Origin of the sequence: Hyalangium sp. (assembly GCF_035629615.1) — a bacterium.
GTDB lineage: Bacteria > Myxococcota > Myxococcia > Myxococcales > Myxococcaceae > Hyalangium.
Genome location: NZ_DASPHO010000165.1, coordinates 1 through 17202, shown reverse-complemented (window position 1 = coordinate 17202; position 17202 = coordinate 1). Strand labels below are relative to the sequence as shown.

At 67.6% G+C, this 17202-nt stretch carries 16 protein-coding genes; 5 read left to right on the top strand and 11 right to left on the bottom strand.

The window, feature by feature from the left end; all coding sequences use genetic code 11:
* From VD972_RS08525 to VD972_RS08500, 6 genes are all read right to left on the bottom strand, one after another.
* The coding region (locus VD972_RS08525; protein WP_324983564.1) for a GTP-binding protein at positions 1–240 on the bottom strand (240 nt) is incomplete at its 3' end.
* A 125-nt stretch (positions 241–365) separates the two neighbouring features.
* Complete coding sequence (gene fusA, locus VD972_RS08520) at positions 366–2441, bottom strand: elongation factor G (protein ID WP_324983560.1); 2076 nt, start codon at positions 2439–2441, stop codon at positions 366–368.
* Positions 2442–2534: 93 nt separating this feature from the next.
* Positions 2535–3005 (bottom strand): 30S ribosomal protein S7, encoded by a 471-nt coding sequence (gene rpsG, locus VD972_RS08515; RefSeq protein WP_324983555.1) that lies wholly within the window; start codon positions 3003–3005, stop codon positions 2535–2537.
* Between the two features lie 139 nt (positions 3006–3144).
* Positions 3145–3516, bottom strand: a complete 372-nt coding sequence (gene rpsL / locus VD972_RS08510; RefSeq protein ID WP_324983552.1) for a 30S ribosomal protein S12 — start codon at positions 3514–3516, stop codon at positions 3145–3147.
* A gap of 203 nt (positions 3517–3719) precedes the next feature.
* On the bottom strand, positions 3720–4214 hold the full coding sequence (gene rimI / locus VD972_RS08505) for a ribosomal protein S18-alanine N-acetyltransferase (RefSeq protein WP_324983549.1): 495 nt from the start codon (positions 4212–4214) through the stop codon (positions 3720–3722).
* A complete protein-coding gene (locus tag VD972_RS08500; protein WP_324983546.1) occupies positions 4211–4873 on the bottom strand; it encodes a hypothetical protein in 663 nt (220 codons plus the stop codon). Before VD972_RS08500 ends, rimI begins: the two co-directional genes overlap by 4 nt.
* A gap of 170 nt (positions 4874–5043) precedes the next feature.
* Between VD972_RS08500 and VD972_RS08495 the strand changes: the two genes are divergently transcribed.
* From VD972_RS08495 to VD972_RS08480, 4 genes are all read left to right on the top strand, one after another.
* Complete coding sequence (locus VD972_RS08495) at positions 5044–6210, top strand: DnaJ C-terminal domain-containing protein (RefSeq protein ID WP_324983543.1); 1167 nt, start codon at positions 5044–5046, stop codon at positions 6208–6210.
* A gap of 108 nt (positions 6211–6318) precedes the next feature.
* Positions 6319–7044 carry a HEAT repeat domain-containing protein gene (locus VD972_RS08490; protein ID WP_324983539.1) on the top strand — a complete coding sequence of 242 codons (726 nt, stop codon included), beginning with the start codon at positions 6319–6321 and terminating at the stop codon, positions 7042–7044.
* Between the two features lie 255 nt (positions 7045–7299).
* Positions 7300–8856: a hybrid sensor histidine kinase/response regulator gene (locus tag VD972_RS08485; RefSeq protein ID WP_324983567.1), complete on the top strand. Its 1557-nt coding sequence runs from the start codon at positions 7300–7302 to the stop codon at positions 8854–8856.
* Positions 8857–8944: 88 nt separating this feature from the next.
* Positions 8945–11497: a 1-acyl-sn-glycerol-3-phosphate acyltransferase gene (locus tag VD972_RS08480; protein ID WP_324983534.1), complete on the top strand. Its 2553-nt coding sequence runs from the start codon at positions 8945–8947 to the stop codon at positions 11495–11497.
* 15 nt (positions 11498–11512) lie between these two features.
* On the opposite strand, the gene VD972_RS08475 is transcribed toward VD972_RS08480, so the two are convergent.
* The 3 genes from VD972_RS08475 to VD972_RS08465 form a co-directional block, all read right to left on the bottom strand.
* Entirely contained in the window at positions 11513–11887 is a 375-nt protein-coding gene (locus VD972_RS08475) for an Ig-like domain-containing protein (protein WP_324983533.1), read from the bottom strand.
* 65 nt (positions 11888–11952) lie between these two features.
* Positions 11953–13128, bottom strand: coding sequence for a cytochrome c3 family protein (locus VD972_RS08470; RefSeq protein WP_324983531.1), 1176 nt, complete (start codon positions 13126–13128; stop codon positions 11953–11955).
* Positions 13129–14448 (bottom strand): hypothetical protein, encoded by a 1320-nt coding sequence (locus tag VD972_RS08465; protein ID WP_414654013.1) that lies wholly within the window; start codon positions 14446–14448, stop codon positions 13129–13131.
* Between the two features lie 196 nt (positions 14449–14644).
* On the opposite strand from VD972_RS08465, the gene VD972_RS08460 reads away from it, so the two are divergent.
* Positions 14645–15781 (top strand): type II CAAX endopeptidase family protein, encoded by a 1137-nt coding sequence (locus VD972_RS08460; protein WP_324983525.1) that lies wholly within the window; start codon positions 14645–14647, stop codon positions 15779–15781.
* Positions 15782–15838: 57 nt separating this feature from the next.
* Here the strand turns inward: VD972_RS08460 and VD972_RS08455 are convergent, their stop codons facing one another.
* Positions 15839–16054, bottom strand: a complete 216-nt coding sequence (locus VD972_RS08455) for a DUF5818 domain-containing protein (protein WP_324983522.1) — start codon at positions 16052–16054, stop codon at positions 15839–15841.
* A partial coding sequence (locus VD972_RS08450; protein WP_324983519.1) for a S8 family serine peptidase occupies positions 16051–17202 on the bottom strand: 1152 nt, incomplete at its 5' end. The genes VD972_RS08455 and VD972_RS08450, both read right to left, overlap by 4 nt.

The following is a 17202-nucleotide window of genomic DNA, read 5'->3' as shown; positions in this document are numbered from 1 at the left end:
CACGTGCGCGTAGTGGCGAGCCTTCGTCTGGTACTCCACGTGTGCCGTGGAGATGGTGATGCCGCGCTCACGCTCCTCGGGGGCCTTGTCGATCTGATCATAGGCCAGGTAGGTCGCGCCTCCCGTCTTGGCCAGCACCTTGGTGATGGCGGCCGTCAGCGACGTCTTGCCGTGGTCCACGTGACCGATGGTCCCGATGTTCACGTGGGGTTTGGATCTGTCGAACTTCTCCTTGGCCATGACTTCTCCTGGTGGGCCGGGCCGGTGGCCGGCAATTCATTCCGGGGTGTGAAGGTGGTGCGTCGTGCTTCAAAGCGACTGAAAGATCAACTGAAATCGGCAGGAAGGGCCCCAGAGGGGCTCCGTCAACGATTCAGTGCCCCCTTCTGAGCGGGCGCGTAGTGGCTGAACTGCATGGTGTAGGTGGCTCTTCCCTGGCTCTTGCTGCGCAGGTCCGTCGAGTAACCGAACATGGCGGCGAGCGGCACCTGCGCCTGGATGGCCTGCACTCCGCCGGGCCGGGGCGTCATGCCTTGGATCTTCCCCTTGCGGGCGTTCAGGTCACCGATGACGTCTCCCATGAAATCCTCGGGGGTGACGATCTCGCAGTTCATGATGGGCTCCAGCAGCACGGCCTGGGCCTTGTTCACCGCCTCGCGGAAGGCCATGGAGCCGGCGATCTTGAAGGCGATCTCGCTCGAGTCCACATCGTGCGTGGAGCCACTGAAGGCCTCCACCTTCACGTCCACCATGGGGTAGCCGGCCACCGGCCCGTTCTGCATGGACTCGGAGACGCCCTCCTTCACCGCCTGCACGAACTCCTTGGGCACCAGCCCGCCGGTGATCTTGTTCTCGAAGGCGAAGCCCTTGCCGGGCTCGTTGGGCATCACCCGCAGCCAGATGTGGCCGTACTGGCCCTTGCCGCCCGACTGGCGGATGTACTTGCCCTCGGCCTCCGCGGGGATGGTCACCGTCTCCCGGTAGGCCACCTGGGGCTTGCCCACGTTGGCGTCGACCTTGAACTCACGCAGGAGCCGGTCGACGATGATCTCCAGGTGCAGCTCGCCCATGCCGGCGATGATCGTCTGCCCCGTCTCCTCGTTCGTCTTCACCCGGAACGAGGGATCCTCCATGGCCAGCTTCTGCAGCGACTGGATGATCTTGTCCTGGTCCACCGTGGACTTCGGCTCGATGGCGATGTCGATCACCGGCTCGGGGAACTCCATTCGCTCCAGGATGATCGGCTGCTTGTCGTCGCAGAGCGTGTCCCCGGTGGCCGCCAGCTTCAGGCCCACCACGGCGCAGATGTCACCGGCGAAGCACTCGGTGAGCTCGTCCTTCTTGTCCGCGCGCATCTGCACCAGGCGGCTGACGCGCTCGCGCTTGCCCTTCACCGAGTTCCACACCGCCGTGCCCGCCTCCAGGCGCCCCGAGTAGACGCGCAGGAACGTGAGCGTCTGGGAGCTGAAGGTGGGATCGTTCATGATCTTGAACGCCAGGGCGCTGAACGGCGCCTTGTCGTCCGTGGGGCGGACCTCATCCTCCCCCTTGGGGTTTTTACCGTGCACCGGGGGGATGTCCAGCGGGCTGGGCAGGTAGTCCACCACTGCGTCCAGCAGCGGCTGCACACCCTTGTGCTTGAAGGCCGAGCCACAGAACACCGGGAAGAGGCTCAGCCCGATGCAGCCCTTGCGGATGGCGCCCCGGATCTCCTCCTCAGTGAGCTCATGGCCCTCGAGGAACTTCTCGGTGAGCGCGTCGTCCTGCTCGGCGGCGGCCTCCAGCAGCTGCGCGCGGGCCTCCTCTGCCTTAGCGCGGAGCTCCTCGGGGATGTCCACGACGTCGTACCGGCTGCCCTGCTCCTGATCCTGGAACACCAGCGCCTTCATCCGCACCAGGTCGATCACGCCACGGTGGGTGTCCTCGGCGCCCAGCGGGAGCTGCATCCTCACGGGCCGCGCGCCCAGCTTCTCGCGGAGGGTGCCCACGGACATCTCGAAGTCCGCGCCCACCCGGTCCATCTTGTTGATGAAGCAGATGCGAGGAACCTTGTACTTGTCCGCCTGCCGCCAGACCGTCTCGGACTGGGGCTCCACGCCGTTCACCGCGTCGAACACGGCGATGGCACCGTCCAGCACCCGCAGGCTGCGCTCCACCTCGATGGTGAAGTCCACGTGGCCCGGCGTGTCGATGATGTTGACCCGGTACTTCTGATCCCGGCGGCTCCAGAATGCGGTGATGGCGGCAGAGGTGATGGTGATGCCGCGCTCGCGCTCCTGCACCATCCAGTCCGTGGTGGTGTTGCCATCATCCACGTCGCCCATCTTGTGGATGGCGCCCGTGTAGAACAGGATCCGCTCGGTGGTCGTGGTCTTGCCGGCGTCAATGTGCGCCATGATGCCGATGTTGCGATAGCGCTTGAGCGGATACTCGCGAGGCATTGCCAAAACCCTCTTCGAAACGGATGTCAGAGAACTGCAACACCCGGATACGCCAAGGCGCATCCGGGTGTCAGACCGCGAGGCCTGCCTGGCCTACCAGCGGTAGTGCGCGAAGGCCTTGTTCGCCTCCGCCATCTTGTGCGTGTCCTCGCGCTTCTTCACGGCGTTGCCACGGTTGTTGGCGGCATCCATGATCTCACCCGCGAGCTTCTCCTGCATGGTCTTCTCACCACGCGCCTTGGAGTAGGTGATGATCCAGCGCATGCCGAGCGCCACGCGGCGATCCTGACGGACCTCGACGGGGACCTGGTAGGTGGCGCCACCGACGCGGCGGCTCTTCACCTCGAGCACCGGCTTGACGTTGTCCAGCGCCTTCTTGAAGGTCTTCAAGGGGTCTTCCTTCGCGCGCTCCTCGATGAGGGCAAAGGCGCCGTAGCACACGCCCTCCGCGATGGACTTCTTCCCCTTGCGCATCAGGTCGTTGACGAACTTGGTGACGAGCCGATCTTGATACTTCGGATCAGGCAGGATCTTGCGCTTGGCGACTACTCGACGACGAGGCATCTCTTCTTCCCTTACGCCCTACCCCCGCACGCGGGAGCCAACAGGGCTTCATGTGCTGCACGGAACAACAAAACAAGGCGCGCTCCCCAGGGTGTGGGGCGAGCGTCCTGACTCAACTTCTGGAGGTGATCGAACCGCCTCAGCTCGGGCGCTTGGCGCCGTACTTGGAGCGGCTCTGCTTGCGGCCCGTCACACCGACGGAGTCCAGGGTGCCACGGATGATGTGGTAACGGACGCCCGGGAGATCCTTCACACGGCCCCCGCGGATCATCACCACCGAGTGCTCCTGGAGGTTGTGACCCACGCCGGGGATGTACGAAGTGACTTCGATCCCGTTGGTGAGACGCACGCGCGCCACCTTGCGAAGTGCCGAGTTCGGCTTCTTCGGTGTGGTGGTGTACACGCGGGTGCAGACGCCACGCTTCTGAGGGGACTCCTTCAGGGCGGGGCTCTTCCCCTTGATGTTCAACTTCTCGCGGCCCTTGCGGACCAGCTGGCTGATCGTCGGCACTGACGCTTCCTTCTCTCATGGCCGCCAACCCGGAGCGGGGCGGCTCATACAGACCTACAACTACGCTAAAAAAGGGCCGCGAGTATAGGGTGGACCCTTCCCGTGTCAAGCACCGCCTGACCCTTGGACGATAGGAACCGTCGAGTGGGAGGGGGTCCATTCCAGGAACGCGCGGTCGGAGCGCTCCTCTACCCCTCGTGCGGCTAGAAGTCGAGCACCATGACGAGCGCGTCCTCCTTCTCGTCGACGTAGTAGTTCGGCCGGACGCCCACCGAGCGGAACCCCAGGGAGCGGTAGAGGCCGATGGCCGCTTCGTTGCTGCGGCGCACCTCCAGCGTGGCCAGGATGCAGCAGCGGCTCCGCCCTCGGGCGAGCAGTTCGTCCATCACCGCGCGCCCCACCCCGCGGCGCCGGTGCTCGGGCGCTGTCGCGACGTTGAGGATGTGCACCTCGTCCTGGACGATCCAGAAGATGGCCAGGCCCAGCAAGCGCTTCTGCCCGCCGGGCAGCGGCTCCTCCACGAGCAGGATCGTGGACCAGTCGTGCTCCAGCTCGCGCCGCAGCAACTCGGGCGACCAGGGGTTGCGGAAGGACGCCTGCTCCAGCGCGATCACCGCCGGCATGTCCTCGAAGGTCATCTGCCGGATCACGAAGGGGTGCTGGCTCGCCTGCTGGGGGGCATCGCGAAACTGCCTCATCGCCACGCCTCCCTGGCGAAGGACGCCACCCGCCGAACCTGGGCAGCGTCTCGCAGCTCCGCCAGGTCCTTCGCGGCGAACTGATCGTAGCGCTCCTTCTTCAGCTGGTTCTGGAGCCGGATCTTCACTGCGGCATAGCCCTCCGGGTACTCGCTGGCATGCTGCTGGTAGTAGCGGAGCACCTCCGCCTCGCTCACCTGCGCTCGCGGCTGAACGCGGCTGTCGAGGATGCGCTCGGCACGCACGCGCCGCTCCAGCACCTCGGCCAGCAGCTTCAGGTCTGCCCCCGAGCGCACCAGGAAGCGCTGGAAGGCCTCCTCGCCCTCGAAGGACGCCCGGAACCTGCCCAGCCGAGCCTCCACCTCTGCCTGCTCCGTCGGGAACGCCTCCAGCCGATCCGCGCTCAAGACTTGAAGCCGCAGGTTGATGGCCATCTCGAGCCCATCCTTCAGCGCCTCGTCATCGAGCGGAGCGAAGGACGCTTGCAAGGCCCCCTGCTGAACGAGTGCCACCCGCGTCTCGAACTCCAGCTCGCTCCGGGTCAGGACCTGGCCCTCGATGACGGCCACCACCTGGTCGATGACGCGCCCCGTGGGCTCTCTCGAGGCCTCTGCGGGCACACCACTGCCCTGGGCCAGCGAAGCGGCAGGAGCCACCATGAGCCACCCTGCCAGCCCCAGAATGACCGCTCGCCGTGGGCGCGGCGATGCCTGGACCGCCTTCATCATCGGCCACTTTATACATCGGTCCCGGCGGGATGCATCGCGCTGGCGCAGTCCGTTCGACTGGTTACGTTCTCCCGGAAGGAATTTTTCAGGACGGATCGGCAATGGCGGACGACTACTACCAGATCCTCGAGGTTCCCCGGACAGCGTCCGCAGAGGACATCAAGAAGTCCTTCCGGAAGCTGGCCCGCAAACACCACCCGGACGTCAACCCCGGCAACAAGGCCGCCGAGGAGCGATTCAAGCGGCTCAACACCGCGTTCGAGGTGCTGGGGGATCCCAAGAAGCGCAAGCTCTACGACGAGTTCGGCGAGGACGCCGCCAAGATGGGCTTCGACGACAAGAAGGCCGAGGCGTACCGGGCCTATCGCTCGGCGCGTGCCAGCGGCGGTGGCCCGGGCGGCATCCCCTTCTCCGGGGGCGGCGTGGACTTTGACCTGGGAGATCTCTTCGGGGACCTCTTCAGCCGGGCGGGTGCCGGGGGAGCCGGCTTCGATGTCGGAGAGATCCTGGGGCGGCGGGCGAGTGCCCGAGGTCCCGAGCGCGGGGAAGACCTCACCGCGAAGGTGGCGCTGTCCCTGGCCGAGGCCATCAAGGGCACCGAGCGCCCCCTCTCCTTCCAGCGCCCGGGGCGGTGCCAGCGCTGCAATGGCCGTGGAGAGGGCGGCGCCTCGGGTCCCTGCCCCACCTGCAAAGGAACGGGCCGAGCGCGCCGCAGCGCTGGGACGTCCTTCGCGGGAGCCTGCCCCACATGCAATGGCACGGGGCGAGCCTCGGAACCATGTCCGCAGTGCGGCGGTACGGGCGTCACGGATGAGGCGACCCGCCTCACGGTGAAGATCCCGCCCGGAGTGCAGACAGGTTCCAAGATCCGGCTCGCCGGCCAGGGGGCGGCGGGTCCCCGCGGAGGCCCCCCAGGCGACCTCTACATCGAGACCGAGGTCGCCGAGCACCCGCTGGTGCGCCGTGAAGGAGATGACCTCTACCTGGACTTCCCCGTCACCATCAGCGAGGCCATGCTCGGCGCCGAGGTGAAGGTGCCCACATTCCAGGGCGAGCTGACCGCCAAGGTTCCTCCCGGCTCGCAGTCCGGCAGGAAGATGCGCCTCAAAGGGCGCGGCGCCCCCTCGCTCAAGGGCGGCACCCCTGGCGACATGTACCTTGTCCTCCAGGTGAAGGTGCCCGAGGCGGCCAGCGACGAGGTGAAGGCCGCCGCCGAGACACTCTCCCGCGCCTATCCTGGAGACGTCCGGGAGGAGCTGAAGCTCTAGGCTCCCACCGAACGATGGAAATAGCCCCGCCTTCTTGCCTATTGCCTTGACGGGCGCCTCGTCCTACACGGCGCCTCCACATCTCGCCCCTTCTTTCGGAGCACACACATGGGCCTCTTCGACTTCTTCGGTGGCTCCGGCCCCGAGAAAGCCCTCAAGCTCAAACCCAAGGTGACCCAGAAGTATGGGGATCCCGCCTCGCGCCAGAAGGCCATCCAGCAGCTCGGGGAGATGAAGTATCCCGAGGCCGTCGGTGTGCTGATGGCACGCTTCACCATCACCGTGGAGCCGCTGACCACGGACGCGGACGAGAAGGAGCACGTCTTCGAGCTCATCAAGGGCTTCGGCAAGGACGCGATCCCTCCCATCCAGGACTTCCTGCGCAAGAGCGACCAGGCCGCCTCGTGGGCGCTGCGGCTGCTGGGCGAGCTGCTGCCTGAGCCCGAGATCATCGGCACCTGCGTGGACACGCTCACCCACCTGAGCACCCACTACACGCGTGATCCGGAGAAGAAGGTCGTCCTGCTGCACCACGTCACGGGCCGTGAGGATCCCCGCATCGCCCCCGCGGTCCTCCCCTTCCTGGAGGACATGTCCGACGACGTGAAGATCGCGGCGCTCAAGGCGCTCGGGCCCTTCAAGCATGAGCCGGCCCGTGAGCCCATGCTCAAGCTCCTCACCGCGGAGGAGACCGCGCGCCGCGTGCAGACAGCCGCCCTTGCCGCGCTCCACGACAGCGGCTTCGGCGTCCAGGGCTTCCGCGAGAAGGTGGAGGCACTCCTCGTCGAGCCCTATGTGCTCGACAGGACGGGTGTCATCCGGCGTCAGGCGTGACACCCCCCGGCGCCGGGTGTCCGGCACCCGACACCGCCTCTGTCCTTTCAGGCGCATCTGCCCGATCGGGTCGTTCCCCTGGTGGGATCGTTGGGAGAGGATGACCTCGTGTCTACCTCCAACAACAAGAAAAAAGGTCTCAGGCTCGCCGAGGTCGTGGCGCTCAGGCCCCATCTGAAGAAGAAGGAGCCGAAGAAGCCAGCACGCCCCCTCCCCCCTGTCGAGCCCGAGGCTGCCGAGCGCGCCCTGCTGGAGATGGTGCGCCAGCTGACGACGAGCGCCGGGACCACGGATGTGCTGCGGACCTACCTGCAGTCCATCTTCAACCTGCTCAAGCCGAAGGTCTGCTACGTCGCCCGCTTCTTCCCCGAGCGCGAGCACCTCCACGTCGAGCACGTCCGAGGCCGCTACGACGAGCGCGTCACCGCCGCCATCCCCAACGAGGGTGTGGTCGGCCGCGCCTTCTCGCAGAACGCCGTGCTGCGCGAGGACGACACCGTCGTCGTCCCGCTCGAGAGCCCGCAGGGTGTCACCGGCTGCCTGGCCATCATCGCGCCACGCCGGGAGGCCTCGGAGACGCTGCTGCGATCGCTGGCGGGCCAGCTCTCCGCCGCCTACGAGGTGGCGCGCCTGCGCGACGATGCCGCCCGGCGCAACAAGGATCTGCAGACGGCCATCGCTGGCCTCAAGAGCCTGGAGCAGCACCGCGAGGAGCTGCTCGGCAACGTCTCGCATGACCTGAAGAACCCCCTCACCACCATCAAGGCGTACATGGCCATGGTGGGACGCGAGAAGCTGGGTCCTCTCACGGATACCCAGCGCCGTGCCTTGCAGACGTGCGACCGGAACGCGGACCGCATGCTGCGCATGGTGAACGATCTGCTGCTCATGTCCCGCCTCCAGTCCGGGAAGATGCAGCTCAACCAGCGCCCCTTCGGCATCAAGTCCGTGGCCGAGGAGGTGCTGCGCGGCCTGGCCGCCCTCTCCGAGCACAGCAAGGTCCGCCTCCACCTCCCGCCGTGCCCAGAGGTCTTCGTCCGCGGCGACCGCGAGCGCATCGCGGAGGCCATCCACAACCTCGTGGAGAACGGCATCCACCAGAGCGAGGAGGGCGGCACGGTGGAGATCCGCGTCTCCACCGAGGAGGGGCTCGCCGCCCTGTCCGTGAAGGACAGCGGCCCAGGGCTCTCCCAGGAGGATCTGGAGAACATCTTCGATCCGTTCTACCGCGCCCGCTCGGGCCCGCCCCGCCCCATGGGCGGCCGGCTGGGGCTGCCGCTGGTGGCCAAGATCCTCTCGCTCCACGGCGGTCGCGTGGACGGCACCACCACGCTGGGTGAAGGCTCCACCTTCCAGATCGTGCTCCCCATGTTCGCCGGCGCGGTCAGCGCGCCCGATCTCAACCAGGCGGCTCCCCGTGCCGGCGGCATCCTCTTGGTGGAGGATGACGCGGACTGTCGCGAGGTGCTCCAGCAGGTGCTGGAGCAGGAGGGCTACCGGGTGATGGCCACCGCTGGGGCCGCGGAGGCCCGCTCCGTGCTCTCGCATATCCGCCCGGCCATGGTGCTGCTGGACCTGAGGCTGAGCCAGGAGGATGGGCGCTCGGTGCTGCACTACATCCGCGCCACCGAGTCCCTGGCGGATGTGGTCGTCTACATCATCTCCGGGGCCAGCGAGGTGGCCTCGCTCAGCTCGGGCCAGGGCATGGACCGGATCGATGGGTTCTTCGAGAAGCCACTCCAGCTCCCCCGGGTGCTGGATACCGTGGCGGCCGTGGTCCGGCCCAGCCGCCGCAATCCGATCGCGCACTAGGAAGGCCTCGTACGAAAGAGGCCTGAATGACACCTTCCTTCGCTAGTATCCACCCGGCTCGGGAGCACTTCCGCCGGAGGAAGCCAACGTGGAGACTGCGGTGGCTCAGACTGGGAACCAGGCAACAGCCTTGCTGAAGGAAGAGTTCGGACCGATCTCCCGCTGGCTGGGAGCTCGCTACTTCGACGGGGTGCACTTCCCGCCAGAGTCCGAGGATGAGCTGCGCACCCTGCACGACAAGGGGTTCGTGGTCCACGTCATGCGCTCCACGGCGTGGATCAACTTCCTCTACCTGGCCTGGGCCATGGTGCGCCGCCTCCTACCTCCAGTCCGCGCGGTGGTGAACCTGCGGCCCTGGTTCACCCGCCCCTTCCGCAACACGGCCCAGCGCGGCGACTTCGACGTGCGCTTCACCTACGCCCGGCGCCACGGTGGCAGTGGCCTCATCTTCTTGAAGAAGACGGCGCTGATGAGCGCCTCGGGCAAGGACATCGAGGAGAACCCCTTCCCCGCCCTGGTCGCCATGGCGCGCAAGGGGGATCGCACCGTCTTCCTGGTGCCGGAGCTGTTCGTCTGGGAGAAGCGCACCTCGCGCATCAAGCCCGGCATCATGGACATCGTGTTCGGCAGCCCCGAGGCCCCGGGCTTCCTGCACTCGATGGTGGCCTTCTTCCGCAACTACCGCCGCGCCCAGTTCCGCATGGGCGAGCCCATCGATCTGCAGCGCTTCATCCAGGAGAACCCTCAGGACTCGGACGAGGTGATCGCCCGCAAGGTGCGCAGCGCCCTGCACCACCACCTCGCCCGAGAGACGCGCGCCGTGTTCGGCCCACCGCTCAAGCCGACCGAGCGGCTCATCGACGAGACGATGCGGGATCGCCAGCTGCGCAAGGCCCTGGACGCGCACGCCGCCTCCGTGAGCCGCCGCCCGGAGAGCGTGTACCGCGAGGCCCGGCGCAACCTGAAGGCCATCGCGGCGCGACCCAACCCCACGGCACTCGCCTTCGCCTCGCCCGTGCTGGACTGGGTGCTCCAGCGCATCTACGACGGCATCGAGGTGGATGAGGCCGGGCTCCACCGCGCGCTCAAGCTCGCCGGCCACGCCCCCATCGTCCTGTGCCCTTCCCACAAGAGCCACGTGGACTACCTGGTGCTGAGCTGGGTGCTCTGGAACCGGGGCTACGCGGTGCCGCTGGTGGCCGCCGGCGCCAACCTCTCGTTCTGGCCGCTCGGGCCCTTCCTGCGGCGCTGCGGCGCGTTCTTCCTGCGGCGCTCCTTCAAGGGCGATCCGATCTACTCCGAGGCCTTCCAGGCCTACGTACGCAAGCTGGTCCTCGACGGCGTGCACCAGGAGTTCTTCCCCGAGGGAGGCCGCTCCCGCACCGGCAAGCTGCTACCTCCCAAGCTGGGCATGTTCACCTGGCAGGTGGAGGCTGTGTTTGGAGGCGCGCGCAATGATCTGATCTTCGTCCCCGTCTCCATCGACTACGAGAAGGTGGTCGAGTCCAGCAGCTACTCGAAGGAGCTGGCCGGCGGGGAGAAGAAGCCCGAGGACATCAAGGCCCTGCTCAGCACCCCCAAGGTGCTCGCGGCCCGCTACGGCCGCATCCACCTCACCTTCGACGAGCCGCTCTCGCTGGCAGAGCTCATGAAGAGCCGCGGGCTCACCCCAGGCGAGCCAGTGACGGACGACCAGCGGAAGGGCCTGGTGCGCGCGCTCGGCAACCGGGTGATGTACGGGATCAGCAAGGTGTCCACTGTGACGCCGCACGCCCTGGTGAGCGCGGCCCTGCTGGCCCACCGCCGGCGCGGTGTCACCCAGCGGGAGCTGACCGACCGCATCACCCTGCTGCGCCGCATCGCCGAGGAGGAGCGCACCCCGATCTCCAAGACGCTGGCCAACGCCCCGAGCGATCCCGAGACGATGGGCGCCATCCGGGACGCCCTCCAGACGTTCCGCGCGGATGGGATGCTCCGCACCCAGCAGGCTCGCGGCGAGGTCATCTACCAGCCCGAGGACGAGCGCCGCGCCGAGCTCTCCTTCTACAAGAACACCTTGATGAACCTGGTGGTGCCCCGCAGCCTGGTGGCCAACGCGCTGCTGGCCGGGGCCCCCGCCTCCTACGAGGCCGTGAAGGGCCGCGCGCTGTTCCTCTCGCGCCTCTTCAAGGTGGAGTTCATCTACCGGGTGGGTGCCACCTTCGACACCATCTTCTCGGAGACGGTGGAGGCCGTGGTGCGCCTGGGCCTGGTGCTACGCTCGGGCGACACGCTCCAGCTCGCCCCCGAGGCGCACGCGAGGCCGGAGCTGGAGTTCCTGGCGGATCTGCTGCGTGACTATCTCGAGGCGTACCTGCTGGCCGCGATGACGCTGAAGGACGTGGCCGAGGGCGTGGCCACGGACCGAAAGACCTTCGTGAAGTTCGCCATGGAGACCGGCCGCGCCGAGTTCCACGCGGGCCGCATCGGCGCCGCCGAGTCCCTGGCGAAGACGACGCTGGAGAACGCCGTCACGTACCTGCTCGACCAGAAGTACCTCGTCGAGGAAGACAAGAAGCTGAAGCTCGGCACGGCCGCTTCCGATCCCACTGCGCGCGATCAGCTCGCCAACGAGATCCGCCTCTGCCTGCAGCGCGTGTGAGCCCCCGCCCCTGGCTTACAGGCCGGTGCGGAATGGGATGCGCACTTCCTCGGTGAGCGCGTTGCCCTCGTAGTCGGTGAGGATCGTACGCAGCACCAGCGTGTAGGAGGAGTTCGCGGTGAAGGCCCCCGAGGCCGCATTCACCGTGACGGCGTAGGGGACGTCCCCGCGCTCGGAGTCTTCCTCCCCTTCCAAGGGAGCGGGCACCGTAATCGTCAGGGGCAGCTCCTCGCGGCCAGCGGAGAACACGGCGATCCCGGGGCGCAGCGTGCGCACATCCATGAACTCCGAGAAGGTGACCTCCAGGCTCCCGTCCGAGGCGATCTCCCCGTTGGCGATGGGATCTGTGGATTGAACCTCAGGCGGATCGGTGTCGCGCACGTCAAGCACGGAGTCCTCCGGCGACAGACAGCCGGCAAGGCTCAACACAGCGCAGGCAGTCAGGAGGCGGCGCATCACCGGCACCCCTTCTGGACGAGGCTGGTCTCCGTGTGGCACTTGAGGCACGCGCGATCATTGGCCGCCGCGAGCTTCTTGCAGCTGCTCGAGAAGCCGTTCGGGTGGGGATTGACCTGCTGGCGCAGGGAGCGCTCCGAGTGGCAGCTGACGCAGGTCTCCTCCCGGTGACACGCCGCGCACTGGCGGATGTCCCGCGAGGCGACGATCCCATGGTGCTGGGGCCCGGGCGTCTGCACCCAGGTGGTGTAGTCCGGGTGCACCTTCACGTTGCGTGGGCGCAGCGACTGATCCGCGTCCATGCCCACGCCCACCCGCTCGTGGCAGGCCGCGCAGAAGGACTGGAGGCGGTGGCAGCTCTCGCACCGCGCGGCATCCGTGCGCGCCTGGAGCGGGTGCAGGGTGATGAAGTCGTTGGGGTGCACGGACAGCGGCTTCTGCAGGGCATCGTGGCACTGCTGGCAGTAGGAGTCCGCGTGGCACTGGGTGCACGTCTGCCGGGCCACCGAGGCGCGCGTGCCGTGGTTGAACTCGAAGCGCGGGCCGTGGTCCAGGCCCAGCGGGTTGCCTTGCATCGGCCGGAGGATCCCGGATGCGAAGGTGAGCTGGAGCCGCCCCGAGGCCTGCGTCACGTGGCACGCCTTGCACTCGTTGGAGGCCTGCTTTCCGTCATGGCACTCGAAGCAGGTGGCCATCTTGGGGAGCTGCTGCCGCGTGGCCAGCGTCACCTTCGTCATGTCTCCATGGCACGTGACGCACTCCACCTTCTTGGCCAGGTGGACCTTGTGGGTGAAGTGGAGGTTGCCGGATGGAAGATCCAGCTTCGCCGGCGCCTTGCGCACCGTGGGATCGAAGCCCGGGTGGCACGTGCCGCAGCTGGCGGGAGGATCCGTCTTCTTCCCCTTCTGGGCGTCTTCGATGTCGTGGCAGGTCTCGCACTCGGGATGGGCCGGGAGGTTGCGATCCTTGGGCGACTCGCTCTTGGTGACAGTCTCGTGGCAGGTGACGCAGTCCGCGCCGGCCTCCAGGTGCTGCGCATGATCGAAGCGCAGCGGGATGTTCTGCGCAGGGTAGATCGCGAGGCTCCGCTCGCGGCCCGAGGCGGCCCAGGCCACTCCTGCGGCGATGAGGGAGAGGGCGAAGAGGCCCAGTACGTTCCGGAACTGGCGGTCCATCTAGAGGTTCGCCTTCAGATCGAAGAGGAAGAACGCCTTGGTGTCCGAGCGGGTGAACGGGTTGACGTTCTGCTCGAGCACCAGGGAGATGCGAGTCGCATGGCTCAGGGCCCGGCTGGCCCAGAGCTGCGCCCCGAAGAAGTTGCCCCTGAGCTGGGGGTTGAACTCATCGTCGACGTGCGCCACGGAGAGCCGGGCGTCCAGATCGAAGAGGCCCTGGTCAAAGCTGTAGCCGCCCGTCAGGTCCACCCAGAGCTGGTTGCCGCCGAAGCCCGTCCGGTACGTGACGTCCAGCGCCGAGCGGAGACTGCCCCGCCGCAGCGAGGCGCCCACGGCTCCACCCATGTTCGTCGAGGCAGGAGCGCCCTCCGCGTCCACATGGCTCGCGAGGGCGAGGCTGTCGTTGATGTTGGTGTGGTACAGGCTGCCCAGCGCCTGCACGTAGTAGCGCAGCGGGCCCACCGGGTAGAAGTCCGCGCGGACACGCACCTCGTCTCGGGGAGCAAAGGCGAAGTAGTACCAGATGGAGTTCGTGGAGAAGACCGGGGTGAAGCGCAGCGCCTCCGCGCTCACGGCATACAGCTCCCGGTCCAGGCGCACCTGCAGGCGCGCTTGTGCCGGCTTCAGCTGCAGCAGATCGAGATCCAGGCCGGCCAGCGCACTCACCCCGAGCCCGCGTCCGTAGCGCAGTTCCAGGCCCGCACGCTCCAGGTCCGTCTTTCCGCCCAGCAGCGCCTTGCGATAGCCGAGCGAACCGCTGAAGCCCTTCAAGTCCCCGACCAGCAGCTTCGCGCCATAGACGGGCTCGAGAGCGTCCAGGCTGCTGTCGGCGTCCACGATGCCCTGCTCCAGGCGCCGCGAATCGCTCTCGCGGGTCCCTTCCGGCTGGTACACGGATGAGGAGAGGATGCCTGAGCCCTTCAGCCACAGGCCGCCGTAGGCCTCCACGCCCACGCCGAACCGCGACATGTACCGCAGTCGCAGCCCGTCGAAGGCCATGATGTCCATCGAGTCGATGTAGAGCTGCCGCCCCAGCTTCCCCTCGAAGCCGCCCACGGCGTAGCGCGCATAGGCGTACTGCAGATCCGCGTCCTCGGCTCGCAGGCCGTCCACCTTCGCGGCCTCGCCGCGGGGTAGCCCGAAGTCCGCGAAGACGCGCAGGCTGGACTCGAAGCCCAGATCCTGCCCGGTGACCAGCTCGAAGGCGTTGAGTCCCAGGTACTGGACGATCCGCCGCCGTGGCAGCAGCACCACGTCCTCTGGCGTGGTGCCACGCCAGGCGCGGATCTGGTACGCCTGCGCCTCGGTCCGCGCCTCGATCTGGACTGCAGCCGCCGAAGCAGGCCCCGCAGCCAACAGCGCCAGCGCCAGGCCCATGGCCCCGGTGGCATGCGCGACTGTCTTCATCTTCCCCTTCGCTCGATCCAGGAAGGACATCAAAGTGGCGGCATTATAAGGAGACACTCCTCGGAGACTTCACGGTTTTCGCACCTCTTTTGTGTGTCAGGAGATCACGGTGGAAGATTCCACCCCTAGCAGCCCCCCCCCAGAGCCGCCTGTGCCCGCAATGAGCCCCCTGGGGTTGGCGGTGTGCGGTGCCGTCACCGTACTGGCGCTCTTCCTCACGATCGGGGCCGCCACCCAGCTGCTCAACCCGGCCTTCGGCATCTGGTTCACGGAGATCTTCATCTTCGTCGGCGTGCCGTGGGTGCTGCTGCGTGCCACGCAGTACGAGCCCCTGGGCTACACGGGGCTGGAGGCTCCGGCGCTCGCGCCCGCGGCGCTTGGCTTCGGGCTGGGGGTCACCAACTTCTTCGCCTTCGTGGTGCCCATCCAGTACGCCGCGCAGCTCGTGGCACCGCCGTGGCTGAGGGAGATGTTCGACGGGAGCCGCATCTTCGAGGGACAGAATGCGCTGGAGCTGGCGGTCATGCTCGCCGGCGTCTCCATCGCTGCGCCGGTCTGCGAGGAGTTCTTCTTCCGAGGCGTCTTCCAGAAGGGCCTGCAGAGGACCTCGCTCTCCCGGGCCAGCGCCGTGCTCTTCACTGCCGGGGTGTTCAGCGCGTTCCACCTGGACCCGGTGGGCTTCGTCGCGCGCTGGGAGCTCGGAGTGCTGTTCGGCGCACTGCGGCTCTACACGGGCTCGCTGTGGCCGAGCATCCTCGCCCACTCGGCCAACAACGTGGTGTCCGCCGGCCTGTTCCTCACGATGAGACAGATGGGGGCGGAGAACACGGAGGAGCGCCCTCCCCTCCAGGCAGTCCTCCTGCTGTCCACGGTGGGGATCGCCGCGATGGGGAGCCTGCTCCTGCTCGCACAGAGGTTCCCCGCGCTGTGGGGGCCGCGACAGGAGCCGCCCACGCTCACCCAACCCAGCCCTTCCCTCCCTCGGCTGCTGCTGCCGTGGGTGGTGGGCGCAACGCTCTGCCTGGGGCTCCTGGTGCTCGTGGATGCTCGAGGCATCCGCTTGCGCCTGGTCGACATGGAGCACCGGCTGCCCAAGCTGCCCCAGGACGCACCAGATGCCCTCCAGGCCGAGCGCACGCGCCTGCTCCAACTCCGCGAGGAGGCTCGGAGCGGCCGCATGCCGATGGAAGCCTACGAGGAGGAGCGCGCCCGCCAGGCGCAGGCACATCCTCCTGAAAAGCAGTGAGCCCTCCAGCGGAGTGATCCGCGTGGAGGGCCCTCGCCGAGCGCTGCCAGCCCGGGGCTACTCGAACCGGTACGAGGCCACGTTGAAGACAGGCCCCACCATGTGGATGGTCATCGCGTCGTCATCCACCTTCCCTTCGACCTCGACACGCTGGCCGTCCTTCTTGATCTTCCGATCCCCGCCAGCGAGCTGGTAGGTGCGGCCGTCATCGCCCTCGAGGACCCAAACGCCCCCCTCGAGATCGCGGTAGACAACTCGCCCCGTCAACTTCATGGGGAGTCTTTCTTGAGCATCGCGCGGGCGATGAAGACGCAGAGGAGCGTGTTCACCACCAGCCACGGCTTGGCCAGGAAGGTGAAGGGCATCCACGCCAGCCCCGGCGCCTGGGACCAGAGGGCGTAACCCAGGAAGCCCGCGAAGCCGAGCGCCAGGCCGCCAATGGCCGGCCGCAGCCCGCGGAACTTGATGGCGAAGAACGACAGCACCGCCGGGATGATCGCGCTGTAGAAGAGCGGGTTGGCCAGCTTGCCCCGGCCGAAGATGATGCGCTGCCAGTCAGGGATGGGCAGCGACACCGCGTTCACCACGTCCCCACCCGCGCCAGAGGCCCCGCCGAAGAGAGCGCGCGCGAAGAACACGCCCACCGTCGCGAGCACCAGCGGCACCACGAAGCTCGGCTTGAAGAGGAGGTTGAAGTAGCCCGGGCGATCACGGCGGCCAAGCGTCAGCAGCACCACCGCCAGCAGCACCAGCGCCCACCAGAGCGAGGGCCACTGCCCACCCGTACCGCCGCCGATCGCCTGCAAAGAGGCCTGTGCGTTGAGCAGCCCGTGGCCGTACTCGTCCGTCCACGCCTGACCGTTCACCCGCTTGGCACCCGCGAAGAGCGCCTTCTCCACCTCGTCCGGGCTGCTGGCGCCCGCCGCGTACAGCAGCGCCGCCACCGCCGCCACGTGCGGAGTGGCCATGCTGGTGCCCTGGTACGAGGCATACACGGAGCGCGCCGGGTTCCGCGGATCGATCGTGTTCTGGATGATGCCGTTCTGGTCGCCCTTGCGCTTGTCACCGCCCGGCGCCGCGATGTCCAGCTCCTTGCCGTAGGACGAGTACGGAGCGCGCGTGCCCTCGGGGCCCACGGCCGACACCGCCACCGCGCCCGGGTAGGCCGCGGGGTACTCCACCCGCGCACGGCCACCGTTGCCCGCCGCAGCCACCACCGTCACACCCTTCTTGCGCGCGTAGTCCACCGCGGAGGCCATGACCTGCGAGTACCCGCCGCCGCCGAGCGACATGTTGATGACCTTGGCGCCCTTGTCCGCCGCGAAGCGGATGGCGTCCGCGATGTCCGCCGAGGTGCCGCTGCCGAAATGGTTGAGCACCTTCACCGGCATCAGCGTCGCCTCGAAGGCCACGCCCGCCAC